17 protein-coding genes, 1 pseudogene and 2 riboswitches are annotated in these 24,067 nt (G+C 52.6%); of the genes and pseudogenes, 3 read left to right on the plus strand and 15 right to left on the minus strand.

All coding sequences use genetic code 11. From position 1 onward, the window contains the following. Positions 1-98: 98 nt before the first annotated feature. A riboswitch (THF riboswitch) is annotated at positions 99-203 on the minus strand. A gap of 137 nt (positions 204-340) precedes the next feature. Then, a complete protein-coding gene (locus tag HMPREF9469_RS23390) occupies positions 341-1,366 on the minus strand; it encodes an MBL fold metallo-hydrolase (RefSeq protein ID WP_007867809.1) in 1,026 nt (341 codons plus the stop codon). A gap of 133 nt (positions 1,367-1,499) precedes the next feature. After that, positions 1,500-2,021: pseudogene (locus HMPREF9469_RS23395) on the minus strand (phosphatase PAP2 family protein); the annotation flags it as partial. Positions 2,022-2,255: 234 nt separating this feature from the next. Between HMPREF9469_RS23395 and HMPREF9469_RS23400 the strand changes: the two are divergent. Continuing rightward, positions 2,256-3,278, plus strand: coding sequence for a PTS sugar transporter subunit IIC (locus HMPREF9469_RS23400; RefSeq protein WP_007867813.1), 1,023 nt, complete (start codon positions 2,256-2,258; stop codon positions 3,276-3,278). A 134-nt stretch (positions 3,279-3,412) separates the two neighbouring features. Here HMPREF9469_RS23400 and HMPREF9469_RS23405 read toward each other — a convergent pair whose 3' ends face one another. The 11 genes from HMPREF9469_RS23405 to HMPREF9469_RS23455 all read right to left on the minus strand — a co-directional run bounded on the left by HMPREF9469_RS23405 (position 3,413) and on the right by HMPREF9469_RS23455 (position 18,053). Beyond that, complete coding sequence (locus HMPREF9469_RS23405; RefSeq protein ID WP_007867815.1) at positions 3,413-8,074, minus strand: EAL domain-containing protein; 4,662 nt, start codon at positions 8,072-8,074, stop codon at positions 3,413-3,415. A 156-nt stretch (positions 8,075-8,230) separates the two neighbouring features. Further along, positions 8,231-8,989, minus strand: a complete 759-nt coding sequence (locus tag HMPREF9469_RS23410; RefSeq protein ID WP_007867817.1) for an ABC transporter ATP-binding protein — start codon at positions 8,987-8,989, stop codon at positions 8,231-8,233. Positions 8,990-9,064: 75 nt separating this feature from the next. Beyond that, positions 9,065-10,195 carry an ABC transporter substrate-binding protein gene (locus HMPREF9469_RS23415; protein ID WP_007867819.1) on the minus strand — a complete coding sequence of 377 codons (1,131 nt, stop codon included), beginning with the start codon at positions 10,193-10,195 and terminating at the stop codon, positions 9,065-9,067. Positions 10,196-10,264: 69 nt separating this feature from the next. Continuing rightward, the gene (locus HMPREF9469_RS23420) at positions 10,265-11,026 is read right to left on the minus strand and encodes an ABC transporter permease (RefSeq protein WP_007867822.1); all 762 of its coding nucleotides are present in this window, start codon (positions 11,024-11,026) and stop codon (positions 10,265-10,267) included. After that, complete coding sequence (locus HMPREF9469_RS23425) at positions 10,995-11,291, minus strand: thiamine-binding protein (RefSeq protein WP_007867824.1); 297 nt, start codon at positions 11,289-11,291, stop codon at positions 10,995-10,997. Before HMPREF9469_RS23425 ends, HMPREF9469_RS23420 begins: the two co-directional genes overlap by 32 nt. 89 nt (positions 11,292-11,380) lie before the next feature. After that, a riboswitch (TPP riboswitch) is annotated at positions 11,381-11,490 on the minus strand. A 68-nt stretch (positions 11,491-11,558) separates the two neighbouring features. After that, positions 11,559-12,632 carry a collagen-like protein gene (locus HMPREF9469_RS23430; RefSeq protein ID WP_007867827.1) on the minus strand — a complete coding sequence of 358 codons (1,074 nt, stop codon included), beginning with the start codon at positions 12,630-12,632 and terminating at the stop codon, positions 11,559-11,561. Positions 12,633-12,794: 162 nt separating this feature from the next. Next, a complete protein-coding gene (gene amrS, locus HMPREF9469_RS23435) occupies positions 12,795-13,622 on the minus strand; it encodes an AmmeMemoRadiSam system radical SAM enzyme (protein ID WP_007867830.1) in 828 nt (275 codons plus the stop codon). Continuing rightward, on the minus strand, positions 13,619-15,025 hold the full coding sequence (gene amrA / locus HMPREF9469_RS23440) for an AmmeMemoRadiSam system protein A (protein WP_007867832.1): 1,407 nt from the start codon (positions 15,023-15,025) through the stop codon (positions 13,619-13,621). The genes amrS and amrA overlap by 4 nt, the downstream gene beginning before the upstream one ends. A gap of 72 nt (positions 15,026-15,097) precedes the next feature. Further along, positions 15,098-16,222, minus strand: coding sequence for an SLC13 family permease (locus tag HMPREF9469_RS23445; RefSeq protein WP_007867834.1), 1,125 nt, complete (start codon positions 16,220-16,222; stop codon positions 15,098-15,100). 315 nt (positions 16,223-16,537) lie between these two features. Beyond that, positions 16,538-16,765 carry an HPr family phosphocarrier protein gene (locus HMPREF9469_RS23450; RefSeq protein WP_007867837.1) on the minus strand — a complete coding sequence of 76 codons (228 nt, stop codon included), beginning with the start codon at positions 16,763-16,765 and terminating at the stop codon, positions 16,538-16,540. 199 nt (positions 16,766-16,964) lie between these two features. After that, on the minus strand, positions 16,965-18,053 hold the full coding sequence (locus tag HMPREF9469_RS23455) for a substrate-binding domain-containing protein (protein WP_007867840.1): 1,089 nt from the start codon (positions 18,051-18,053) through the stop codon (positions 16,965-16,967). A gap of 133 nt (positions 18,054-18,186) precedes the next feature. On the opposite strand from HMPREF9469_RS23455, the gene HMPREF9469_RS23460 reads away from it, so the two are divergent. Together HMPREF9469_RS23460 and HMPREF9469_RS23465 are read left to right on the plus strand one after the other, a co-directional pair. Next, positions 18,187-19,743, plus strand: coding sequence for a response regulator (locus HMPREF9469_RS23460; protein WP_007867842.1), 1,557 nt, complete (start codon positions 18,187-18,189; stop codon positions 19,741-19,743). Next, entirely contained in the window at positions 19,740-21,626 is a 1,887-nt protein-coding gene (locus tag HMPREF9469_RS23465) for a cache domain-containing sensor histidine kinase (RefSeq protein WP_007867843.1), read from the plus strand. The genes HMPREF9469_RS23460 and HMPREF9469_RS23465 overlap by 4 nt, the downstream gene beginning before the upstream one ends. Positions 21,627-21,743: 117 nt before the next feature. Here the strand turns inward: HMPREF9469_RS23465 and HMPREF9469_RS23470 are convergent, their stop codons facing one another. Both HMPREF9469_RS23470 and HMPREF9469_RS23475 read right to left on the minus strand, forming a co-directional pair. After that, on the minus strand, positions 21,744-22,856 hold the full coding sequence (locus HMPREF9469_RS23470) for a TolC family protein (RefSeq protein ID WP_007867845.1): 1,113 nt from the start codon (positions 22,854-22,856) through the stop codon (positions 21,744-21,746). A gap of 14 nt (positions 22,857-22,870) precedes the next feature. Continuing rightward, positions 22,871-24,031, minus strand: coding sequence for a TolC family protein (locus HMPREF9469_RS23475; RefSeq protein WP_007867847.1), 1,161 nt, complete (start codon positions 24,029-24,031; stop codon positions 22,871-22,873). Positions 24,032-24,067 lie beyond the last annotated feature (36 nt).

Consider the following 24,067-nt stretch of genomic DNA (forward strand, 5'->3'; position numbering starts at 1 on the left):
CCTAGGTTCCAGACATAAAAAACGGCCTTACAAAACAGCCCTGCATCAGTTTTGATCCTGATCCAAAGCCGCTCTCAGCCGCTCCATCTATCTTCCGTTGCAGCGGGATGCGGCCTATGTACCGCAGGAAACGCAAGTTTCCTTTCGTCCAGCTGACAACTCCCTGTTCAGCCGGCACTTAACGCACATATGCCTACTCTGCTTTCATTATTTTATTTTATTGCTAATGTATACTATACACTATTTTCTTAAATATGCAAGTATATTTTTCAGTACCCTCCGGGGCCCATGACCGTTCCATGGGGATTCCGCCATGCGGGCCCTCTGTCTGCTCCACCCTCTAGGGAGCTTCCCAGTAAAAAATCCCGTCCTCCCTGGAACGGATGGCAAAGTCCTCATCATACAGGTACTCCAGGCAGGAAAAGGTCTTGCTGATCACCATCTTGAGCTTGATAAACTCCGCCTCATCCTTTGGCACGGATTCCATGCCGTAAGCCAGACAGGCCACCTCCTTGGTGGTCATCCTGCGGTGTCCGTGATCCAGAATATGTTTGATCAGGTCTGTCTTATCCAGATAGGCGAACACGATCCGGTTCACCACCCGCTTCACATCCTTGATCGGCTCCTTGTGGGCCGGCAGCACCAGACAGTCCTTATATTCATGCTTAAAATGTTCCAGGGATTCAAAATACCCCTTCAGCAGATGCTCATCCGGGTATGTGGTCCCCACAATGGGCACAATGCCGTCAATGACCTGGTCTGCGCAGAACAGGATCCTGCGTTTTTTTTCATAAAGCCCCATCTGTCCAAAGGTGTGTCCCTTCAGGGGAACGGTCTCAAAATCATATCCGCCGTAGGACAGGATCTGCCCTGCCTTTACCGGTGTATAGGCGAATCCGGGGATCTCAAATTCCCACCCCTTGTTCTCATTCACACGGCGGTTCACCTCCATGAACATGTTCCAGACCTGGGGTGTCCCTGTTTCGGTAACGCCCACTGCCCGCAGCACCTCAGGCTGGTCCTCCTGGGAGCCATGACTGTGGTTATAGTACAGACAGTCATAGCAGTGTCTGTCCTCCTGGGGATTCATGAAAAGCCTGGCCCCACGCTGGGCATACACACTGGCCAGTCCGCAGTGGTCATGGTGCTTGTGGGTCAGGAAAATATCCAGTTTATCATAAGTGATCCCAAGGCTGGCCAGGGCCTCCTCCATGGATTCCAGGCATTGTTGTTTCCTGAACCCGGCATCCACCATCAGGCTGCGCCCCCCGTCCCTGCCCGGAATCAGGAATATTTTTATTTCACTGATACTTTTTTGGTTGCTGTATAACTCCACCTCATAGATTCCCGGTGCGCGTTCCAACATATATGTCACCTGTCCTTTATTCTGTCAATCTTTCATCATCCTGTCTTTGATTTTCCTCTGATCCCTTGGCGGTCCCCATGCCACTAGCGGTCCCCATGCCTTTGGAGGTACTTATATCTTTGGCGGTACTTATGTCTTTAGCGGTACTCATCCTCTTAGCAGTTCTGGCAACAAACCATGCAATGATGATTCCCAGCGCCATGCCAGCCAGCACATCCGTGGGAAAATGCACAAACAGATACATTCTGGAAAATGCGATCAGCACTGCCAGCATCAGGGCGGGAATCCCCCACTTTCTGTTGAACATGAATATAGTCACCCCGCCTTCAAAGCTTACCAGGGTGTGGCCAGAGGGAAATGAATAATCCCTGGGCACCTGGACCAGCAGCTGTACGGTGGGATCCAGCCAGCAGGGACGGTCCCGGGCAATCAGATTCTTTAGGGCGACATTTCCCAACAGGAAACCTATGCCAATGGATACCAGCATACAGGCGCCCATGAGCCTGGTCCTTGGAACAGCAAACAGCACTGCTGCAAGCAGCAGCCAGAATATCCCGTGATCCCCAAGGGATGTGATCAATGTCATAAGGCCATCCACCAGGGGAGTATGCAGATCCTGGAGTAAATATAAAAAACGGAATTCGATATCGTCCACCTCTCTCTGGAATTAATGTCCCCTATTCGTACCATTATATCCCACGCCATATAAATTTGCAATATGTTAATATTTTAACAATTCGGCGGGTTTTCGTCAAAAATCCTTGCTTTTTTGTCAAAGTATGGTAAAATTCCTATCCATAACGTGTTAAATAATGCTTTCTGCCAAATATTCCCCGGGGCGGGATGTGCAGACGGCAGTAACGATGTTTGAATAAGGGAGAGAATGAGTATGAAAACCGAGAGTGTAAAGGAGTTTCTAAAACGGAAAAATGTTAACATCACTGTCCAGACCTATCTGATCGATGCACTGGGAGCCATGGCCTTCGGCCTGTTTGCCTCCCTGCTCATCGGCACCATATTCGGAACCCTGGGACAACAATTTGACATTGAGATTTTTAATGTGATCGCTGATTATGCCAAAAGCGCCACAGGAGCCGCTCTGGGCATTGCCATTGCCCACGCGCTGAAGGCGCCTCAGCTGGTGCTGTTCTCCGCAGCCACCGTGGGGATTGCGGGCAATACCCTGGGCGGTCCCGTAGGCGCTCTGGTGGCCACCATCATCGCTGCTGAGCTGGGCAAGATCGTTTCCAAGGAAACGCGGCTGGACATCATTGTCACTCCGGGGATCACCATTATCTCCGGCGTACTGGTGGCCCAGTTTGTGGGACCGGGCGTGGCGGGCTTTATGAACTGGTTCGGAAACCTGGTAAAAACAGCCACGGAAATGCAGCCCTTTATCATGGGAATCCTGGTATCCGCCCTGATCGGGGTTGCCCTTACCCTTCCCATCAGCAGCGCTGCCATCTGTATCGCTCTCTCCCTGGACGGACTGGCGGGGGGAGCGGCCACTGCCGGCTGCTGTGCGCAGATGATCGGTTTTGCAGTGATGAGCTACCGCGAAAACAAGGTTGGCGGCCTTATGGCCCAAGGTCTGGGCACCAGCATGCTGCAGATGGGCAATATTGTGCTGAACCCCCGGATCTGGATCCCGCCTACTCTGGCATCCATGATCACAGGCCCTGTTGCAACCGTGGTCTTTGGCCTTAAGAACATCCCGGCGGGCTCCGGTATGGGCACCTGCGGCCTGGTGGGTCCCATCGGCGTCTACACCGCCATGGGAGGCGGCGCCCGGATGTGGCTTGGGATCCTGCTGGTCTGCTTTGTGCTCCCGGCAGTGCTCACCTTTATCTTCGGGGAGATCCTGCGCAGGATGGGATGGATCAAAGAGGGGGATCTGAAGCTGGATCTGTAGGATTGGGAAAACATAGAGCAGGCGGAGCCGCCCTGATATATTCATGGTCGGTTCCGCCTGCTTTTTTGATACGCAATCTTTTTGATACGTATTTCGTTCGATCCCTGTTCCGGGAATCTCTGGCCGCCGCGCCCTCAGGGCGTGCCCGCCAGTTCTATACGGATTGATTTCATGGACGGGTCATATTTCCTGTAGGCACATTTCCCGCACATCTTGGCCGCAAAAAGGGCTATGTCCGCCTTGTGGTAGAGTTCGTCAAAGTTGATCCCCTGTTCCGGGATCATGACATAGCCGGCAGAGATAGAGAATGTGATGTCCTTTCCTTCGCCGCGGCGTGTAACGGACATCTCATCCACGATCCTGTTCAGCTTTGCCTCTATGTCCTTCTCACTTATGTTCTTGCAAAGGATGATGAACTCGTCACCGCCCATCCTGCACACAATATCCTCACTCCGGAAATAACTTTTAAGCTTTCTTGCATTTTGTACGATCATGGAATCCCCGAAGTCATGGCCGAATACATCATTGGCCATCTTGAAGTTATCCAGGTCAAACATGATAAGGGCTGCCGAGGACCATGCCCCCTGTGCCAGATAGGCACGGATGGCCGGCAGGGCGGACTGACGGTTGAGAAGACCGGTAAGGGAATCCGTGGACGCCATTTTTGTCAGCATTTGTTTCTGCAGCTTGTTATCCGTAATGTCCGTACAGTATCCCAGCACCATCAAAGGCGTGCCCTCCTCATCCAGAATGGTTTCCCCCGCAGACCGGAACCATATGAGGGAACCGTCATCCGCTGTTACCGGAAATTCAAAACTCAAGGTTTTGTGGCCCACATTTCTTCGCAGATGCATCATGAAATCCAAAAAGGGCTGCCTGTATTTGTCCAGTATACATGCATTTCTGTCCAGAAGTCCGGTCAGACCCGTCACCGTTTCCCCGTTTGCTTCATCCTGCCTGCAGAGATATTTTACGAAGTTGGGGCTGGTCACATTAGTGAGGACCAGGCTGTCATCCCTCAGATCCCATTCCCAGCTGTTGATCCCTGCCAGGTGGAGAATCGTCTTCTGCTTTTGGTCCAAAAGATCCAGCTCCTGCCTTTTTTCCTGGATATCCGTCACATCCTTGTAGTTAAAGAGGTAGATGGTCTCATCTGATTCCTGTTTCACGGATCTGGCCTCCGTACGGATCCAGACCTTCTTTTTGTCCGGCCGGATAAAGGCGGATACATAGGTGAACCTTTGTCCGCTGTCTGAAAGACAGCGGATCTTATGAAGAAGTTCCGGAAATCCGTCCCCGTATCCCTGTTCCAGATACCCGCCCTTTGGCAGCATATCCCTGTATTCTTCCTTTGTATACCCCAGCGACCTTGCAAGTCCGTCCGCCATAACCTCATATTCATACCGGCCGTCCCTGGATCTGACAAGGATAAAATCTTCAGGAACATAATCCAGGAGCAGGCGCAGACGCTCACGCAGTGTCACCATCTCCGTGACATCCAGGACCACGCCCTGGAAAAATTCATTTCCCCCGTAACTCATGTACCGTGTCTGGTCAATAACCCATATATAGCCTTTGGCGGATCTCATGCGGTATTCCATGTTGTAAGCCTGTTCGCTGTCAGTGAGTATGTCCACGCCTCTCACCATACGCTCCCGGTCATCGGGATGGACCATATTGATGAACTTGTTGTCAAACAGAAGCCTGATCTCCTCCCTGGTATAGCCAAAGATGTCCAGAAAGCGGTTGCTGATATAGGTAAAATCAAACTCTTTATTTTTAGCGCAGCGGTGGTAACCGCCGGGCATGTCATTATTAAGGAAATTCAGCTCCTCATTCTTGCGAAGCAACTCACTGTTGCGCTCAGTTAAGGCCTCCTGGGCTTCCATGGTCTCCGAAATATCCGTACATGCGCTGACAATGGCCAGACGGCCATCCTCCGCCTCAATGACCCGCCCCTTATCAAGGGTCCAGAACCATGAGCCGTCTTTCTTGGGCATCCTGTAGGTGGTGGTGTACTCCAACCCCGGATAATACTCCTGCCCAATGTCCCGGCTCACGCGCTCCCGGTCATCCGGGTGGATGGTATTGAGGACCAGGCCCCGGATCGCCTCCTCCAGTTCCTCAAAGGAGTCATACCCCAGCAGCTTAACCATCTCATAGTTGGCAAAATACAGTGGGAATCCCTCCTCACAGTATCCGCCGATCATGCCTCCCGGGGTCATCTGGGCAAAAATGGATGCCGCGGCCCGCCGGTTCTCCTCTGTGAGCTTCATAAAGGACTCATCCTTTTGGGCAATGTGGACCACAGCGGACAGAGCCCTTTGGGATGCCTCCAGCTTCTGCTCCCTGCGCCGCTGCTCCGTGACATCGGACACCGCTCCATAAAACAGCCTGCGCCCGTCCTGTTCTCTGAGGAAAAAGACCCGCAGATGCATCCACATATAGGTTCCATCCGCTTTCCTGCGCCTGATATCCCCTTCCGCTCCATTGAGCTGGTTCTCATACGCCTGGGTAAATATTCTTATGGCACGCGGCCTGTCCTCCTCCCGCGTGTCCTGGAGAATGGACCTGCGCTGTGATTCCAGATCCACTGCATTGGTCCCTGTGAGGGCACAGTACTGTTCGTTCACTCTCAAAAGTTCCAGTTCACTGCCCTGAAGCTGGTAGAACGCCACGGCTCCCAGGATATGGTTCATCATGGCATCGCTGGCAATATCCTCCTCAAACATGTCCTTGAGCCGGATACGGTCCATCTGCTTTGCTTTGATCCCCCTGTAATCCATCTGGTCCTCATCTGCCAGAAGGGGTTCAAATACCTCTATGGGCATAGGATGGAAAAAATAATATCCCTGACCATAGGCGCATCCCATACTCTTCAGGAAGTCGATCTGTTCCTTTGTCTCAATCCCCTCCGCGATCATGCGCAGCCCCATAATGTTGGCCAGCCTTGTGACAGCCTCCAGAATCTCCACGCCCTTCCCGGCGGTATCCCCATCCATGTCAAGGAACTTCATATCGATCTTCAGAACATCCACATTCACATCCTTCAGCATGTTAAGTGAGGAATACCCGCTCCCGAAATCATCCATAAGTACGGTGAATCCGGCTTCCCGCAGGGATTCCACCACTCCGGTGATCGCTTCAAATTCTTCCACATAAGCGCTTTCCGTGATCTCCACTTCCAAAAGCCTTGGATCCAGGGAATACGTTTCAACCAGCTTCCTGAAGACATCAGCCACATCCATGGCATAGATATCCATTCGGGATACATTTACAGAAATAGGGACGGCGCGGTGCCCCCTGTCGATCCAGCTTCGCATCCTCCTGCATACCTCCTCCCAGAGGTACAGATCCAGCTTGGAGATCAGCCCGTTGTTCTCCAGAACAGGCAGGAAATCCCCGGGAGGGATCATCCCCCGCACCGGATGGTTCCAGCGCACCAGGGCTTCCAGCCCCACGATCTTGCCCGTGCTCAGATTGCACTTGGGCTGACCGTAAAAGGTAAACTCCCCATGTTCCAGACCCTTCTGGACCTCAGAAAGGAGCTTGTGGTTTTCCTCCATCTGCCGCATCATGCGGCTGTCATACCGGCAGGCCCGCTGGGCATAGCTGCCCTTTACCGATGACAGGGCAATGCAGGCCCGGTCATACATGGTGCTGATGGACAGGCTTTTATCCTCTATTCCATAAACACCAAAGGCAGGGAGAAATCCTGCCGTACCGCCGCACTGCCTTACATATTCCATGATCCGCTTTTGCAGCTGCCCGACAGCAGCATCCTCATCGGGAAGGATGATGACAAAATCATCTCCCCCCATGTAGCCCGCCATGCCGCCGTACTGGTCCTGTATATCCCTTAAATGGCCTCCCACCCGGGCCAGAAGCCGGTCCCCCTCCTCCTGTCCGTACCACTCGTTAAACAGCTTAAAATGCTCAATATCAACCGCCACCAGGCAATAACCGCCACAGGCTTTAAGAACAAACTCCCCGGCCCGCTTAAAAAACACGGTGCGCCTGTAAAGACCGGTGAGCTGGTCCATGTCCGTGCCCTGGGAAAGGGACTTCTTCATCTCCTCCTCCCGGCGCTTCTGCTCACTGATATCCTGGATAAAGCACATGAGGATGTCCTCATCATCTCCCCCCTGATTCAGGGGAACCGCTATCTGGGCCACCCAGCAGTAAGATCCGTCCGTCCTCTTTTTCCTGAACTGTCCCTTTAAGACCGAACTCCCGTTCCGGACCCCATGCTTTAAAAACTCTTTTATCCTTTTCGCATCCCAGAACTCCCTGAACGCCCGGGCGTCATCCGGATGGATCATATAACTCCCCACATCCTCAAGCATCCTGTCCAGGGGGCCCTCCGTATGGGGGATCATATACTTGTTCTCCACATGGTACAGTATCTTATAGGAATTCCTGGTAAAATTCAATTCAAACAGCTCATCATACGCAGACATATTGGTCAGATTATAGAACAGGTTTTTATTTCCCTCATAAATTTCACGGACCAGCACCATATTGCAGGTGCCTTTTCCGGGCCAGTCTATCTTACCCGTTCCCACCTCCAGCCATTTTTGCACTACCTTATTGTAGAATACCACAGCGGATCCGTCCCTTTTGCTGAAGGGACATTCCTCACAAGGCCTGCTTTCCTGGCACAGCTTCTCATAACAAAGATCCCCGCACTGTAGCTCGGGAAATTTCTCCTGCAGGGTGGAATTATAATGAACGATCCGGTAATTATCATCAATGATGTAAATGCTGGTTTCATTACTGCATTTCATGGTGTTCATGCATGACCTCTTTTCTGCAATCTGCTGACACATATAACCCTATTATATTATTTTTTTCATGTATCCGTCAACCAAAGAATGGAATTGCGGACAGACATATAGGTGCACAAAAGGGACTTCCGGCCTTTACAGCCGGAAGTCCCCTGGTTCAACCTGTCACAGTGCCGCCTCAGAGTGCTCTTTCAGATGGTTTAATATACATTTTTTATATTCCAGAAATGCTTCCGTCACATGGAAATCCCCTGATCTGGGTTTTGGCTCCCTGACCACGATCTCACCTGTGATCCTGCCCGGCTTTCCTGTGAGCAGGTAAATACGGTCGGACAGCAGCACTGCCTCATCAATATCATGGGTGATAAACAAGGTTGACAGGCGGATCTGCTCCAACACATTCAGGTACCAGCTGTGGACCGACTGCTTGGTCAGCATGTCCAGCGCTGAAAAGGGCTCATCCAAAAGGGCCACGCTGCCTGAAAAGAGGTAGGTCCGAAGGAGCGCGGCCCGCTGGCGCATGCCGCCTGAGAGCTGGGCCGGGTATTTTTTCTGTGTACCCTCCAGTCCGAACTGGGCAAAATATCCTCCCGCCTCCTGCCTGGCCTCTTTCTTTTTCATGCCCTTTATAATAAGCGGAAGGGCCACGTTGTCCTCGATCGTACGGAAAGGAAACAGCAAATCCTTCTGCAGCATATAGCTGACCCGTCCCGGGCATCCTGTGATATCCTCTCCCTCCATCAATACACGCCCCTTGTCCGGGGTACTTAAACCGGCTATGATATTGAACAGGGTGGTTTTTCCTCCCCCGCTGATCCCCAGGAGGGAAACCAGTTCCCCTTTATTAAGCTCAATGGAAATGTCCTGGATAACCGGCTCCCCGTCAAAGGATTTGGACACCCCTTCCACCTTTAATTGTACCATCTGTTCCTCCTTGCCCCAGGGGCGCATTTCAGGGCGGCGTCTTAACAGCCGCCCTGCTGGATCTCCTCACACATGTCAGGGCAGATAATCATTGGAAAAACCTGTGTTTTCCTCAATGGGCGTTTCCACAAGCCCCTTTTCATTCAGCCAGCTGTAATACCCATTCCACCGGTCCGGTGAAATATACCCCCACCGCTCCGCATCTGCCTGGTACTGATCCGCCAGGTAGATCTGGCTTGCCTTTACAAGTTCAGGATCCAGCTCAGGGGCGGCCTTGCAGAGAATGTCCGCAGCTTCCTCAGGTTCCTTAACGGCATCCTGATAACCTTTACTCACCGCTTCCATGAACGCCCTGGCCGTATCAGGTTCTTGTTCCAGGAAATCATTATTGGCAATGATGACCGGGGTATAAAAATCAAATACAGGATTCAGGTCCGCAAATGCAAAATAATCCGTTTCCAACCCCTCGATCTCTGTCTTTACGCCGGCCCACGCATAGAAGATCCAGATAGCGTCCACTGATTTTGTCTTAAGGGCCGTAACCTCGTCTGTTACCATACTGGGAATCAGCTGTACTTTGCTGAAATCACCGCCGTCCACCTCCATCACGTCCTGGATGGTGGCTTTTTCTATGGGCAGATCCCATGTGGCATATTTCATGCCTTCCAGCCCTTTGGGCCTGTCCATCCCTTCCCCCTTGCGGGAAATGATGCCGGATGTGTTGTGCTGGATAACAGCTGCCACCGCAGTCACGGGCAGCCGGGTATCCCCTGAAAACGCAGGCGCCAGGCTGTCCTGGAAGGACATTGCAAACTGTGCCTTGCCTGAGGCAACCAAAACCTCAGCTCCGTTTTCCGGCGGCTGCACAATGCTTACCTCCAGTCCTGCATCTTTAAAATATCCTTTTTCCTCCGCCACATAAATTCCTGTGTGGTTGGTATTAGGCGTCCAGTCCAGTACAAAGGTGATCTCCTTTGGCGGACCCTCCGCCTGCCCGGACGTCTCCTCTCCTGCCTGATCTTTATCCGGTGCCGCTTCCTGCCCGGATGGCGCCGCTTCCTGTCCTGATGAGGCTGCCTCCTGTCCGGGTGACGTCTTCTCCTGACCGGGTGACGTCTTCTCCTGACCGGACGGGGCCGCGCATCCTGACAGCATGATTACAAGCACAGCCGCCCCAAGGACTCCTGCGTATCTTTTTTTCTTCATATTCTCCTCCTGAATCCTACTGTGTGCTCTCGAAGATTCCGAAAGTACACTACTCTATCCAACTAATTCTTAACGTTTTTCCCAGGGCATGCACTTTTTCTGAAGCAGCTCCACCAGCCACATAAGCAGCAGGCTGATCATTGAAATAAGAAAGATCACTGCAAACATTTTATCAAATGAAAATGCCTTTCTGACCCGTGTCATGTACACGCCCAGTCCGCCGAATCCCCCCAGCCATTCTGAGATCACGGCGCCTACCACTGCATAGGATGCTGAAATCCTGAGACTGGAAAAAAACTGGTTCAGCGCTCCGGGAAGCTTAAGGTAACGGAATATCTGCATACGGCCCGCCCCCATTGCCCGAAGAAGGTTCACTGCGTCCGGATCAGCGGACTTAAAACCTGTGAGAAGTCCCACCGTGATAGGAAAAAACGTTGTGATGACAATAAGTATGACTTTGGGCGTCATCTCATACCCGAACCACAACACTAAAAGCGGAGCCATGGCCACAGCCGGAACCGTCTGGGTCAGGACGATCAGGGGATAGAATGCCTTATATGCCTGCTCAAACCGGTCCATCAGTACTGCGGCAAAAAATCCGGTTGCAATTCCAAATCCAAGGCCCAGGGCTGCCTCCGTCAGGGTAATCCTGGCATTGTCCATCAGAGCAGGAAACTCGCTCACAAAGGTACGCGCCACATGGACAGGCGAGGGCAGCATAAAGCCCTCTATGATTCCCATGGACACGGCAGCCTGCCACAATATGAGTATGGTGACAATGGCCGAGCAGGACCAGAATTTACCTGTGGTGTTTTGTAACTTTCTTTTCAATGGTAAGCACATCTCCTTCAGGGCGGTAGGATACCTTGATATATGCCGCCACGGATGGCGCACCTGCCCTGACGGCAATGTGCTGGCACTCTTTCACAATATCCATAAGCTGGTCATAGTCGCCTTCAATGGCCGTCTCAAACGGTCCTACATAATAGTTTAACCCGGTGCTTTTGATATAATCAATGACCTGGTCCACAATGCGGATCAGCTCCTCATCGTTCTCTGCTTCCGGTAATGTCTGAATTGCTACACTTGCGTTCATAATTCTCTCCTTTTCTCTTATTGTCCCATAGGATGCTCCAACAGAACAGAATATAAAAATCCCGCCAGGACAATCCTGGCGGGACATCACAGACATGGTCTGAATACTCCCTACGCTGGCATTATCCAGATCAGGTGTCAGGGTTCGGAAACCTAAGTCCCATCTCAGCCAGGCAAGCCCAGCACCCCTCTTGATTTTCTTGCTTCAGTATACTACCCGTGATATTAAAAGTCAATATATGCCATTTAATATATTATATCCCCGCTTTTATCTCCTCAGTTTGAAGATCACCATGGTCAGTGATCCCTCCGGGCCGGGAAGAGGACTGTTATAGGTCAAAGTAAATGTGGTCTCCTCCGGAACTGCAATGATAAAGGAGACAGATCCCACCGCACTGGACCGTCCTTCCCCGGTCATGAAATAGATCCCATATTCAATATGAGGTCCGCCGTTATAGGACGGCGTGATCTGCATATATGTCTTTTCAGAATACAGTACGGTCACCTCATAAAAAATGGAGTAATATCCTGGCTGGAGAGTGATATGGGTGGGATCGGTCAGCACAATATTACCTGTGTCGTCCGCCACGCCAATTCCCATGGGTATCTGCTGTGCATTGACATACAGTGCCGCAAAATTGATAAAGGAAGCAAATATGTCGTTGGGTACCACACCGGTGGGGCCGGTAGGACCGGTGACACCAGCAGCGCCTGCAGGTCCGGTGGCTCCTGTTGGGCCTGTTATTCCCGCAGGACCTGTATCTCCCTGATTTCCCTGAGGGCCGGCAGGTCCCTGAGGGCCGGTGGCTCCCGATGGTCCCTGGGGGCCGGTGATCCCCGGGTTTCCCTGTGGTCCCGCAGGCCCCTGGATTCCCTGAGGGCCGGTGGGACCGGCCGCCCCCTGGGGTCCGGTGGCTCCCGTGTTCCCCTGGGGGCCGGCAGGTCCCTGGGCGCCTATGGGTCCCATAACCCCGGTACTGCCGGTAGCGCCTGTTGCCCCTGTTGCTCCCTGGGCGCCGGTGGGTCCAACCTCACCTCTGAGCCCCATGGGTCCCTGAAGGCCCTGGGGGCCGGTAGCTCCCTGAGGCCCGGCTGCTCCCTGGGGGCCGGTGGCTCCCTGAGGCCCGGCTGCTCCCTGGGGGCCGGTGGCTCCCTGAGGCCCGGCTGCTCCCCGGGGGCCTCTCGGCCCTGCAGGCCCGGCTGGTCCCCGGCAGCAGCACCAGTCATTGCATCTGCATCCGCTGCCGCATCCATTTTCGCTATTGCACCCACTTCCGCTGCCGCAGCCTTTTTTGCCGCATCCATTTCCATTGCTACATTCATTTATATCGTCTTGATACATCGTACTCTCCCCTTCACATAGATTACAAAGCAAATGCACTTCCGGATCGTTCCGGCAGTGCATTGCGTTCGTTACTTTTATTATATGCACGTCTGAGTTCCCCGTTAATCCAGGGCGTACATAAGGGGAGTGCCCATTCCCGGGGGCAGCGTCTCCAGACTGCTAACAATTCCCTATAAACACATGCTTAAGGGATTTACGGGCAGTCTCTGCCAGGGAATAGACCGTACGGATATCAGTAGCCCCCCGGTCCGTCATCTTCCACCTTGGGAAAAACCGTGTGATATGGAGGGGAATGTCCGAACTGATCCCACCAACCCAGGAGGCCAGCTCCTTAATCTCCTGTTCTGAATCATTTTCCCCCGGCACGATCAGGGTGGTGAGTTCCACATGGCAGGCTTCAGCCGCCCGCTGGATGAAATGCCGGACCGTCCCCAAATCTCCGCCCAGCTTTGCGTAAAACTGGTCCGTAAACCCCTTCAGGTCAATATTCATGGCATCGGTAAGGGGCAGGATCTCATCCAGAACCGGGTCCGTCACACTTGCATTGGTTACAATCACATTCTTCATCCCGGCTGCCCTGATAAAACGGGCCGTGTCACGCACATATTCCCATCCCACCAAAGGCTCATTGTATGTGTATGCCACTCCTATATTTCCCCGGGGCCTTAGGGCCTGGGCCCGGGCAGCCAGTTCCCCCGGCTCTATATAAGCCGCTTCACTTTCCCCCTCCCCGGCCATGGATATCTCATGATTTTGGCAGAAGGGACATCTCAGATTGCATCCGAAACTTCCGGCCGACAAAATCATGGTTCCCGGACAAAACATGGCAAGAGGCTTTTTTTCAATGGGATCCAGAGCCAGGGAAGTGATCTTCCCATAATTTACAGGTATGATCCTCTCCCCCGTATTCTTCCTGGCCCGGCAGAACCCGGTCTGTTCCCTGTCCAGTTCACAATGGTGCATACACACATCACATCTGATCTTCATCCCTTATCACCATGCCTTATGACCTGGAACCGCTCCAGCCTGACATCCATATCATCCGCATCGATTCCGGCTTTCTGTTTCGCGATCTCCAGCTGCTCCTCCACTGTGTCCACACCGTCCAGATTTGGCAGAAGCAGGCCGCGTCTCTGCCCTTTGGTGACAATGACCCCGTAATGCTTTACGTCCAGTTCCTCCGTTCCGCTTATGGGCTGTGTCTCTCCCAAAACATCCACACTGTACACAAGGCGGCACAGCTCTTCCTCCATTACGGATGGGAACCTTGGATCATGGATCCCGGCGCTTACCGCGTTCTGTATGATTTCCTCAGCCACATTCCGGCACACAGGGCCAATGGTGCCGATGCACCCCCGCAATGCGCCGTTCTTATGAATGGACACAAACGTCCCAGCCCTGGTGTCCAGCATCTCCTCAGGCAGTTCATCTTTAACCGTATCCAGGGAAATCATCCTTCTTGTGCGCACATAGTATTCCAGGGATCTTCTTGCAAGGGATACATAGGCGTCCTCCCCATCCTGCATCTGCCTGCATCTCTCCTGTTCAGCCGCCTCGTACTCCTTGAGGAAATGGCGGCTTTTATCTTTTCCTTTCACCATAAAGGTACAAATGCCGTATCCCACTCCAAAGGGGCCCTGATAGGTCAGGCGTCTGGACTCTACAGCCATGCCGTCCATGGCCCCCGCCATCATGGTAAAGCTTCTGTGGCCGCATTCCCCAGCCTTTTCACAGAATTCTTCCTTAAACTCCAAAAGCTGTCCAAACCGGGCATTCCCCATAATCTCCATGATCCGTTGGTCATACTCCGGCCCCTGGGCGCTGTACCCGTAAGGTCCGTCCCCTTTCAGCTTATGGGACAGATCTCCGCTGGCTATGATTACCACTCTCCGCCCCAGACGTGAGACTGCTTTTTCGATCAGCTGTCCGGCCTTGTAATGATCCGCAAAAGGCAGACCGGAACCACCTATGCGGACCAGCCTGTAATCCCTGTAGTGCTGGTTCACAAAAAACAGCGGTACCATGGTTCCATGATCCAGAGTCCTGTCCCGTTCCCCCTCCGTTCCCATGGGAAAATCCGCTTCATCCGCCAGACTGCGCAGTTCCTTTACCAGCTCCCTGTCATATTCAACCTCCACGGCTTCCTGAGGCGCAAGAAACTGACCGAAATCTCCCCTGGCTCCCCTTCCCGGGGAAATGTGAAAGTAATCCCCATACATTACCGCGTGAGGCGACAGCATCACAATGGTCTCGGGCCGGGATTGCGCCACCAGAAGGGCTGCCTCATGATATGCCTGGACGGTATCCCTGATCAACAGTTCCTGCCCCCTGCCAACAGCCGGTACGATAAGCGGCGGATGGGGCACCATAATTCCTGATATGATAGCCATGTTCTCTCTCCTTCCTTAGTCATGTCCTAAGTTAAGTATAGCATTCCCCATCTCATTTAAAAAGGGTCAATCTTACAGCGCGATCCACAGCAGAACGGCCAAAAAAGCCAAATTTACCGCCGTGAACCAGGCCAGATACCTGCCTCTGTACATGGGGTACAGCCTGGCTATATATTTATAGGAAATAAGACTGGCCATGGATGCGATCAGGGTGCCCAGACCGCCCAGATTCGTCCCCACTATAAGGCATTCCCATCTGTCTGTGAACCCTGACAGCAGCAGGGCTGCGGGCACATTGCTCAGCACCTGGCTGGCTGCCACGGCGGTAAGGATCTCCCTGCCGTTTAAGATATCCTCCAGCATACGGCAGAATGCGGGGACACGCCCCATATTTCCAATAAAGATAAAAAATGCCCCAAAGGTCGCCAACAGGGAATAGTCCACGGCCAGCAGCAGGCTTCTGTCTCCCATCCACACTGCCGCCAGGACAAGGATGAGAAGAAGCTGCCACGGCAGCATATGAGCCACACAGCATATGGACAGCCCAAAGAGGGCCGTGTATGTAAAAAGCGGTCCCAAGGGCAGCTTTTCCCCGGGACATGTTTTCCCTTCCCTGCATTCTTCTCCCCGTTTAAGTCCCCTGAATAATCTTCCCACAATGATCAGACCTATTCCCAGCAGCGCAAAGGATGCCAATGTATAAGGCATCATAAGGCCCACAAAATCCAGGGCCGGTATCCCGGCCCTGGAATACAGATACAGATTCTGGGGATTTCCAACAGGTGTCATCATGCTGCCCAGATTCGCTCCAATGGTTTGAAGCAGGACCACGGGCACCACCATGGCCTCCATGCCCGCCATTTTAAGTACAGTGATCCCAAATGGCACAAATGTGATAAGCGCCACATCATTGGTGATGATCATGCTGAAAAAGAAGCACAGATACACCAGCACGGCCGCCACACAGCCTGCCCGGCTGACCCTTCCCAGCAGTTTTCCGCCGGCTGCCCGAAACACCCCCAGCCGGTTAAAGCCGGCCATGACCGTCATAAGGCAAAACAGCAGCCCCATGGTCCTGTAATCCATGTACGCCAGATACTCTTTGTCCGGTTTCACCAACACCATGGATACCAGTGCCAAAACAATGGCTGCGCTGAGCACTGTTTCCTTTTTTGCAAACGCTTTTATCCGCTTCATACCATATGTCCCCATCCTTTGTTGTTTCATTCGATTGTTCCATCCGGTCTCCCTCAGGATTCCAGCCATAGGAATAATATCACCTACGGGAGAAAGAATCAATGAAGAATAATGAATCCTGCTCCAGGACTCTCCGCCTGCAGCGGGCCGCTTCAGCGGCATTTTCCCTTCCGCCGCAGTGCGGTTTCCGCGGAGCGTTTTTTATATCATAGGGAATTCCAGAGAATTTTCCTTTCATATAAAAACAACACGGACCGGCTGCATATCCTGCAACCGGTCCGTGCCTGAATTTTAAGTAAGGAAAATCAAAAATTATTATGCTGCAAAAGGAGCAAGCTCTTCCAGCAGTTCATTACATTCGTCCGTATGAAGAATAAGCTCTACTGTTTTGGATTTTGCCAGGGACAGCACTCCAACAACAGACTTTGCATCAACCACACGGCTGCCGCACTTAACATCTGCATCATATGCATAGCGGTTGATGATTCTCACGAAATTAATTATCTGGTCTGCCTGCTCGAACTTTACCATTACATGTTTCATCTTTTTTCACCTCCGTATAGTGATCTTGTAAGTCACTGTCAGGTGCATGGGGGATATGGCCCTTGCAGAGCCGGCATCTGACAATGGTTACTGCCTTTTTCTTCTGTAATTCTTTGTACGCTCTTATCATACCACGCAACCATAATGGAATTCCATGGTAATATTCTATTATATGCTGTAAAATTTTCAAATATTTTACCTAAAACTGCGTTTTCCAGTATTCCACGCTGCCTGCATCCACCCGGATGGGCTCGCCGGAAATGATTTCCATACCCCCTCCACGGCCCAATTCCAGCCTGTAGCTGCTGCCGTCCGGCAGCTTGATCTCCTGTCTGCTGGTCCCGCTCTGCCCATTGGTCCCGCTTTGCCCGTTGGTCCCGCTCTGACCGTTAGGATCACCCAGTTCACCGTTTGACAAGCCCAGGGAAAGATAGGCCGCTACCTCCCCCATGACCACAGGATCCCATATGTACATCACAGGGCAGACATCTTCCGCCCCATCACCGATGTGATCAGCCATCTGCCCCGGCAATCCCAGTCCGATGACCTTTACGTCCTTTTCAATACCCCGGACGCTGACCACATCCGCGGCAGCCTTGATCCCCTCTGTGGACAGGCAGCAGATCACCTTCATATCCGGGTATGTGTCCAGCAGCCGTTTTGTCTCCTCATAAGCGGTTTCATAGATTCCTTCCCCGAATGCTATGTCCACCAGCCTCAAATCCCGGTACCTGGTTCCCTCCAGTTCCTTTTTCATCCAATAGATCCACTCGTTCTGATTGGCCGACCGGCTTCCCGCAGACAGGATGGCCCACTGTCCGCTGCCCCCGCACACATCGCACACGGACTGTACCAGCTGCTGCCCCAGCTTCCCCGCGTCCACGGGTTTGACATAGATGCTCCTGCTCCCTGCCTCCGTATCCGCATCCAGCGTAACCACCGGTATGCCTTGATCCATTGCCTCCTTCAGTACAGGAGACAGGGCGTATTCATCATTGGCAGCCACGGCAATTCCATCCACCTGTTCGTGGATCAGGTTGCGGATCAGGCGTATCTGCTCCTGGGCCGTGGCATTATCCGGGTACAGGGTAATGCAGTTCCTTCCCGCCGCCTCGATCACCTGTCTGTATCCGCGGCTGGCCAGCTCATTATACCAATTATTCCTGGATTTCATGATGATGGCGTAGGTCCCCTTGTCGTGGACCTGCTCTCCATAGCAGGAACTCACGAAAATACCCACGATCATAAAAATACATGCCGCCGCCCACAGCCCGCGCTTGTCTTTCATTTCCAGCCACCACCTTTGTCCCAATTCTTTTTTCCAGTATATACCTAATGAGGTATTTTGTCTATTTTCGTTGCAAATTGCCGATTTCTTGTTAAAATGATTGTATGACTGAATGAAAGGTACGTGCATATAGATGAAACTTTTGATTGCTGATGATGAAAAACTGACCCGGGAGGGGATCCGTGACAACCTGGACTTACAGAGCCTGGGGATCACCCAGGTATTCCTGGCTGACGATGGGATCCACGGGCTGGAGACAGGCCTGAGGGAGCATGCGGATATCGTACTTACAGATGTCCGCATGCCCCGTATGAACGGTGTCCAGATGGCGGAAAAACTGCTGGCAGCTCAGCCGGATACGGTTATTATCTTCATGAGCGCCTATTCGGATAAGGAATATCTGAAAGCCGCCATCAAGCTGAAGGCAGTAAGCTATGTGGAAAAGCCCCTGGATATGGAGGAACTGGCCAGTGCCGTGAGGGAGGCAGTGGAAAACTGCCGCACCATGAGCACGCGCCAGGTGGCCGCCAGGAGCCATGAAAAGGAACTGCTTGGACACCTGTCCATGCTTCTCACGGAACAGAATACGGATTTTATGGAGGAGGCATCCGGGATCATCAACCGCCTGTCCCTCTCCATCACACCCACCACCTGCTTTTGTGCATTGATCGTGGAGAGCAGGACACCCTTAAGCCTGCTTCCGGAGCAGGGGATGGAACAGATCAGGAAATCATTTACCGGCTTTGTGGCCGACAGGGGAATGCATCAGATGTATCTTCTGAGAGCGGACCGGTACATCATCATTTTCCTGTATTCCGGCACCAGGCAGGAGGAAGAGGTGATCTGGTCCTGTGCCAAATTCCTGTCCGATCAGATCCGGGATTATTTCCTCTCCTTTATATCCGTGGGTCCCATGGTCAGCGGAATGGAGCGGGCCCATGTCTCCTTCCTGGACGCCCAGGAATATCTGAAGGAAAGCTTTTTCCATGAGTACGGCTCCATCCTCACAAAAGATATGGTCAATGTCCCCTTTCATCCGCCTGCTGACGTGATGCTTGACTTTACCGTTGCCCTGGCGGAAAAACAGGAGGAACACGCTCTTAAACTGGCGGACCGGCTGTACCGCTCCATTGTGCCCAGCAGCATGCTGGGAGCCAGCCAGGTAAAGGATATCTATTACAGATATTTCAGCAAGCTGGATGAGCACAGTATGAACAACTATATTTCCCTGTGGCAGAAGGAGGGCCTGCACGCGGAAAGCATCTGGGACGGTGTTATGGGGTGCGCTACCTTAAAGGAACTCCATGAGCTTTTATGCGCCAAGCTGCGCCTGTATTTTGAGCAGCTAAAGGCAGACAGCGGGGAGAACCCCATTGTGTTCCAGATCAAGGAATTCATACGCCAGAATTACGGAACCGCATCCCTGTCCGTGCCGGATGTCAGCGAACATGTCCACCTGTCCCCCAGCTATGTGTGCACCATATTTAAAAATGAAACAGGCCAGACCCTGAACCAGTACCTGACGGATTACCGGATCAAGATGTCCAAGCAGTTCCTCAGCGATCCCCGGTATAAGATAACCGATATATCCTCCAAGGTCGGATACAGCGATGGCAATTATTACAGCAAGGCGTTTAAAAAGCTGGTGGGGCTTTCCCCTTCTGAATACAGGGAGAAAATGCTGTCATGAAAAATCCCATTAACCAGCTGGTCCACCGGTACACCTATGACCTGCGGCTGAAGACAAAACTCATCATATCCCATATCATCCTGATCCTTCTGCCCACAGCAGTGCTGTCAGGTTTCTTTTTCCTGCGTATTTACGGGATCGTGATGAAGGACAACATACGCTCCGAGCAGGTACTCTCCTCCCAGACAGTCAACTCCATCGAGAACCTGATGTCCCATGTGGCTTCCTCCTCGGATACCATCACCAACTCCCTGTTTGTGCAGGATATCTTCCGTATCCCCACCGACATAGCAGGAAACAGGACCATTACCACCTCGCGGATGAACAGCCTGTTCCACCTGGCCCAGAACATCACGGATACATCCCTGATCACGGATGTGAAGATATACTATGATGACAAGGCTTACAACGACCTTATGCAGTACAACCGGGTGGGAAATGCCCTGTTCATCCCCATGTCCTCCATTTCCAGCAGCTACTGGTATGGGATCTACAGCTCCTCCGACCGCATCCACCTGCTCTGCCCGGAGCTTTACCTGACACCGGACGAAGCGGAAAAGAACGGGAAACTGGCTTATATTACAAGGATCCCCTACACAAACGCCGATCAGATGCCGGCCGGCTCCAACACCGCTTCCGCCTATGTGGCGGTCTATCTGTCCCGGTCAGCCTTTGACGATGTGCTGAGAAAGGATGCCACGGTAAGGGATGAGGCTGCATTTATCATCAATGAACGTGATGTGATCGTGTCGGCCTCGGACATGAGCCTGGCCGGCATGTATTTCATCCCCCAATCCCAGCTTAGCACCCGTATGGGCACGGAAAAGGAATTTTCCCTTGTATCATTCCTGGACAGCACGGCCTATGCCGCTTATTTTCCCATCAATGACACGGACTGGACCATGGTTTCCATTATCCCGGCCCTTCATATCACAGATGCGGGCAGGGGGATGATGATGCATTTTGCAGTTGTCTACCTGCTGTTCACCGCGGTCGCCATGTATATCTCATTCCAGCTGTCAAACTCCATTGCGGACCGTATCATTGCCGTGGCCCTGCAGATGGAAAAGGTGCGCTCCGGGCGTCCACAGCCCATGGACATTGAAGACACCGGCTGCGATGAGGTAGGTGTACTGGCCGATACCTACAACTATATGACCGAGGAGATCGGCCTGCTAATGGACAGTCAGAAACAGGCGGCCGATGACTTAAGACGTGCCGAGTTCCGGGCATTGCAGGCCCAGATCAATCCCCATTTCCTGTACAACACCCTGGACATGATCAACTGGCTTTCCCAGACCGGCCGCAGCGAGGAGGTCACCCAGGCCATCCAGGCCCTTTCCCGTTTCTACAAGCTGACCTTAAGCCGCAAAAGCCTGATGAATTCCATTGAGACGGAACTCCAGCACGTGAGCCTGTATGTAAAGCTTCAGAACATGCGCTACGATGACTGCGTCACCTTTGTGATCGATGTCCCGGAGGAGCTTTATGAATATACCATCCCCAAGCTCACCTTCCAGCCCATTGTGGAAAACGCATTTCTCCACGGCATCATGACCACGGAAGAAAAAAAAGGCAGCATCCTGCTCACTGGTTGGAGGTCAGGGGATGACATTGAGTTCATCATCTCTGACGATGGAGCAGGCATACCGCCTGAAAAACTTGATACTTTGATGTATGATGTGGACCATACGGACACTGATTCCGGAGTAAAGCAGCCCGCCATTCCCGGACACATTGGAATCTATAACACCAATTTGCGCTTAAAGAGTCTGTATGGCGAGTCCTATGGCCTTTTCTTTACCAGCACGCTGGGGAAGGGCACGGAGGTGACCTTTAAGATTCCGGCACGGCATATTACGGATTCCCTGGAACGGATGTAGGCTCACCGGCCGGACGCTGACTCCCCAACCGGACGCTGGCTCCCCAACCGGACGCTGACTCCCCAACCGGACGCTGGCTCCCCAAGAAGTACAGACTACCAAAGGAGATGCAGGCTCCTAGTTGACCCCTTTCACCTCCCAGCAATAGGACTCATAGGCCTGCACCAGATTCATGGACGCAGTCTCCTTGGCCGCCTGCTTTTGTGCGTAGGCGGCTTCCCCTTCCAGGTACTCTGTGTTGGAGAGCAGGCCGGCCGCCTGTTTTCTCTGAAGAGACTGGTAGATAAGCAGGGCGCTTTCATAGGACTCCAGGGCTGCCTGGTATTGGATGACCCTGGATTCCAGCTCCTGGTAGGCATATTGAATGGAGGCCTCTGCCGTGCCCTCGGCCTCCCCCACCTGTTTAAATCTCCTGTTGATATCCGCTGTGCTGTAGGCTCTGGTGTGACGTTCGTTCTGGACGTTGGAATCATTGCCCACGGCTTTTTGTTTATCTGATTCAAAATCAATGGCGGCAATGGCCTCCATATCCGGGGCCGGTATGGCGCCGATGACAACATCCTCTCTATCCTCCAGACCCAGCATGGTCAGCAGGCGAAAGCGCAGTTCCCGCTCCTGCTCCCTGAGGGATTCCAGGGAATTGCGCGCAATGTCCAGACTGCTTTTTTCAGAAAGGACCTGGGCCTGGGTCGCTGAACCGGCTGTACTTTTTCTTACAAGAGCCTGATAGGACGCTTCCAAAGCCTGGACATTTTTTTCGGCAGCATACCGGTTTTGCGCCATCTGATTGTAGGAGTTCATCAGTGTCTGTGCCGTATATGTATAGGAATCCGCTGACTTTTCTATGGTCCTGGCGCTCTTTTCATCCGTCAGGTTTTTAATCTGGTTATAGATACGGCTGGCCGATGCCTTCAGCATGGATGCATTGGAGGAATAAACCGCCGATGTCTCCCCATTCTCATTTGAAAGGTCCTCGGCCTTGTCTTCCATGTTATCCTGTTCCCATTTCATGGTATCCCACATCTCCTGGTAGGCATTGATAGTATCCTCCTGGTCCGCTATGGTTTTTTTCAGGGTCAGGTTCCCTTCCTTCAGAAGTGTGCGGAGATCATCATATTCCACCCTTACAGCCCCAGAGGGATCAGACTCCTCTCCAAAGGATGTGATGGGCGGATTCAGGGCCAGAAACGCGCACAGAAACGCGGATATGAGCACACGTTGTTTGTTCATGCCGATCCCTCCTGTCATGATACAGATGCAAGGCCGTTTACTGCCCACTGGTAATCCAGCTGCGCCCTTAAAAGTTCCAGTTTCTGGGTTTGCACATTGATCTCCGATGTGGTAAACGAGGATTTTTGTTTTTCATAAGCATTCCTGGTCATGGTGCCTGCCTGGAGTTTTCTGTCAGCCGTGTCCATGGTATTCTTTTCAAGCTCATATGTCTGAAGGGCCTGGGCATAGTCTTCCCTGGCCAGCAGCAGGTTCTGGTACGCATTTTTCACACTGTTGGACGCCACTTCCCTCTGGCTTTTATAGGACTGCTCCAGGCTCTCCCTGTTGCTGACGCTGACTGCATTTTCAATCTGTCTTTTCAGTATTTTCAGACTGTAACTATTTTCCAGGGCCAGCGGGATATCGGATTCCAGGGAAATGGATTCCATCCATTCCAGGTCCGGCTCCGGAACATCACAGATCTCCACATCCGCTCCGTAAGTCCAGCCCAGCATGAGGCAAAGTGTTTCCTTTGTCTTGCCAAGGCTACTGTTTGCAGATACAATGGATGCCTCGGCTGTGGTCACCGCTTCTTTGGCGGAAAGCAGGTCCGCCTGAGTGCTCATGCCTGCGCTGAGTTTTGTGGCCGTTGATTCATAGGCCAGCTGGGACTGGAGCCTGCTTTCCTCCAGCCGCTTAAGGGCATAGGTCTGGCTCCAATAGTCGATCATGCTGCTCTGAGCCTGTTTTACCAGACCGGCCTCGGTCTGGTCATACCCCAGCTTCTTGGTATCGCCGTCATCCACATTGTCATCCCCTTGCTCCCTCAGCTTATCCACCTGGATCTGGCTGTTCAGATAAGAGGACAGACGGCTTGCATAGTCGGAATCACTGGAATCCGGATAATCCATGGTGCCGTACACATCATCCGCAGCATCATAATAATCCTGGGAAATATCATCCCGGCTTTCTCCTCTGTACTCCTCGTATTCAATCTGGTTCTGGATGACCGTGTTGTTATACTCATGGACCAGGTCACCGATCTCGTCAAATTCCAGCCTGTTGTCCCGAAGCTGCGCCCATTTCTCAGCGGTATAGGCAAACTCAGGGCTTCCCGCCAGGGCACTGGCAGGGGTCAGAGCCACGCATATTGCACAAAGCAGGACCCCTGCCGCCTTTCTTTTACCCGTCATGTAATCACCTTTCCTTTTCAAATCCTTTTTTGGGCC

Source organism: [Clostridium] citroniae WAL-17108, assembly GCF_000233455.1.
In the GTDB taxonomy this organism is placed as follows: Bacteria; Bacillota; Clostridia; order Lachnospirales; family Lachnospiraceae; genus Enterocloster; species Enterocloster citroniae.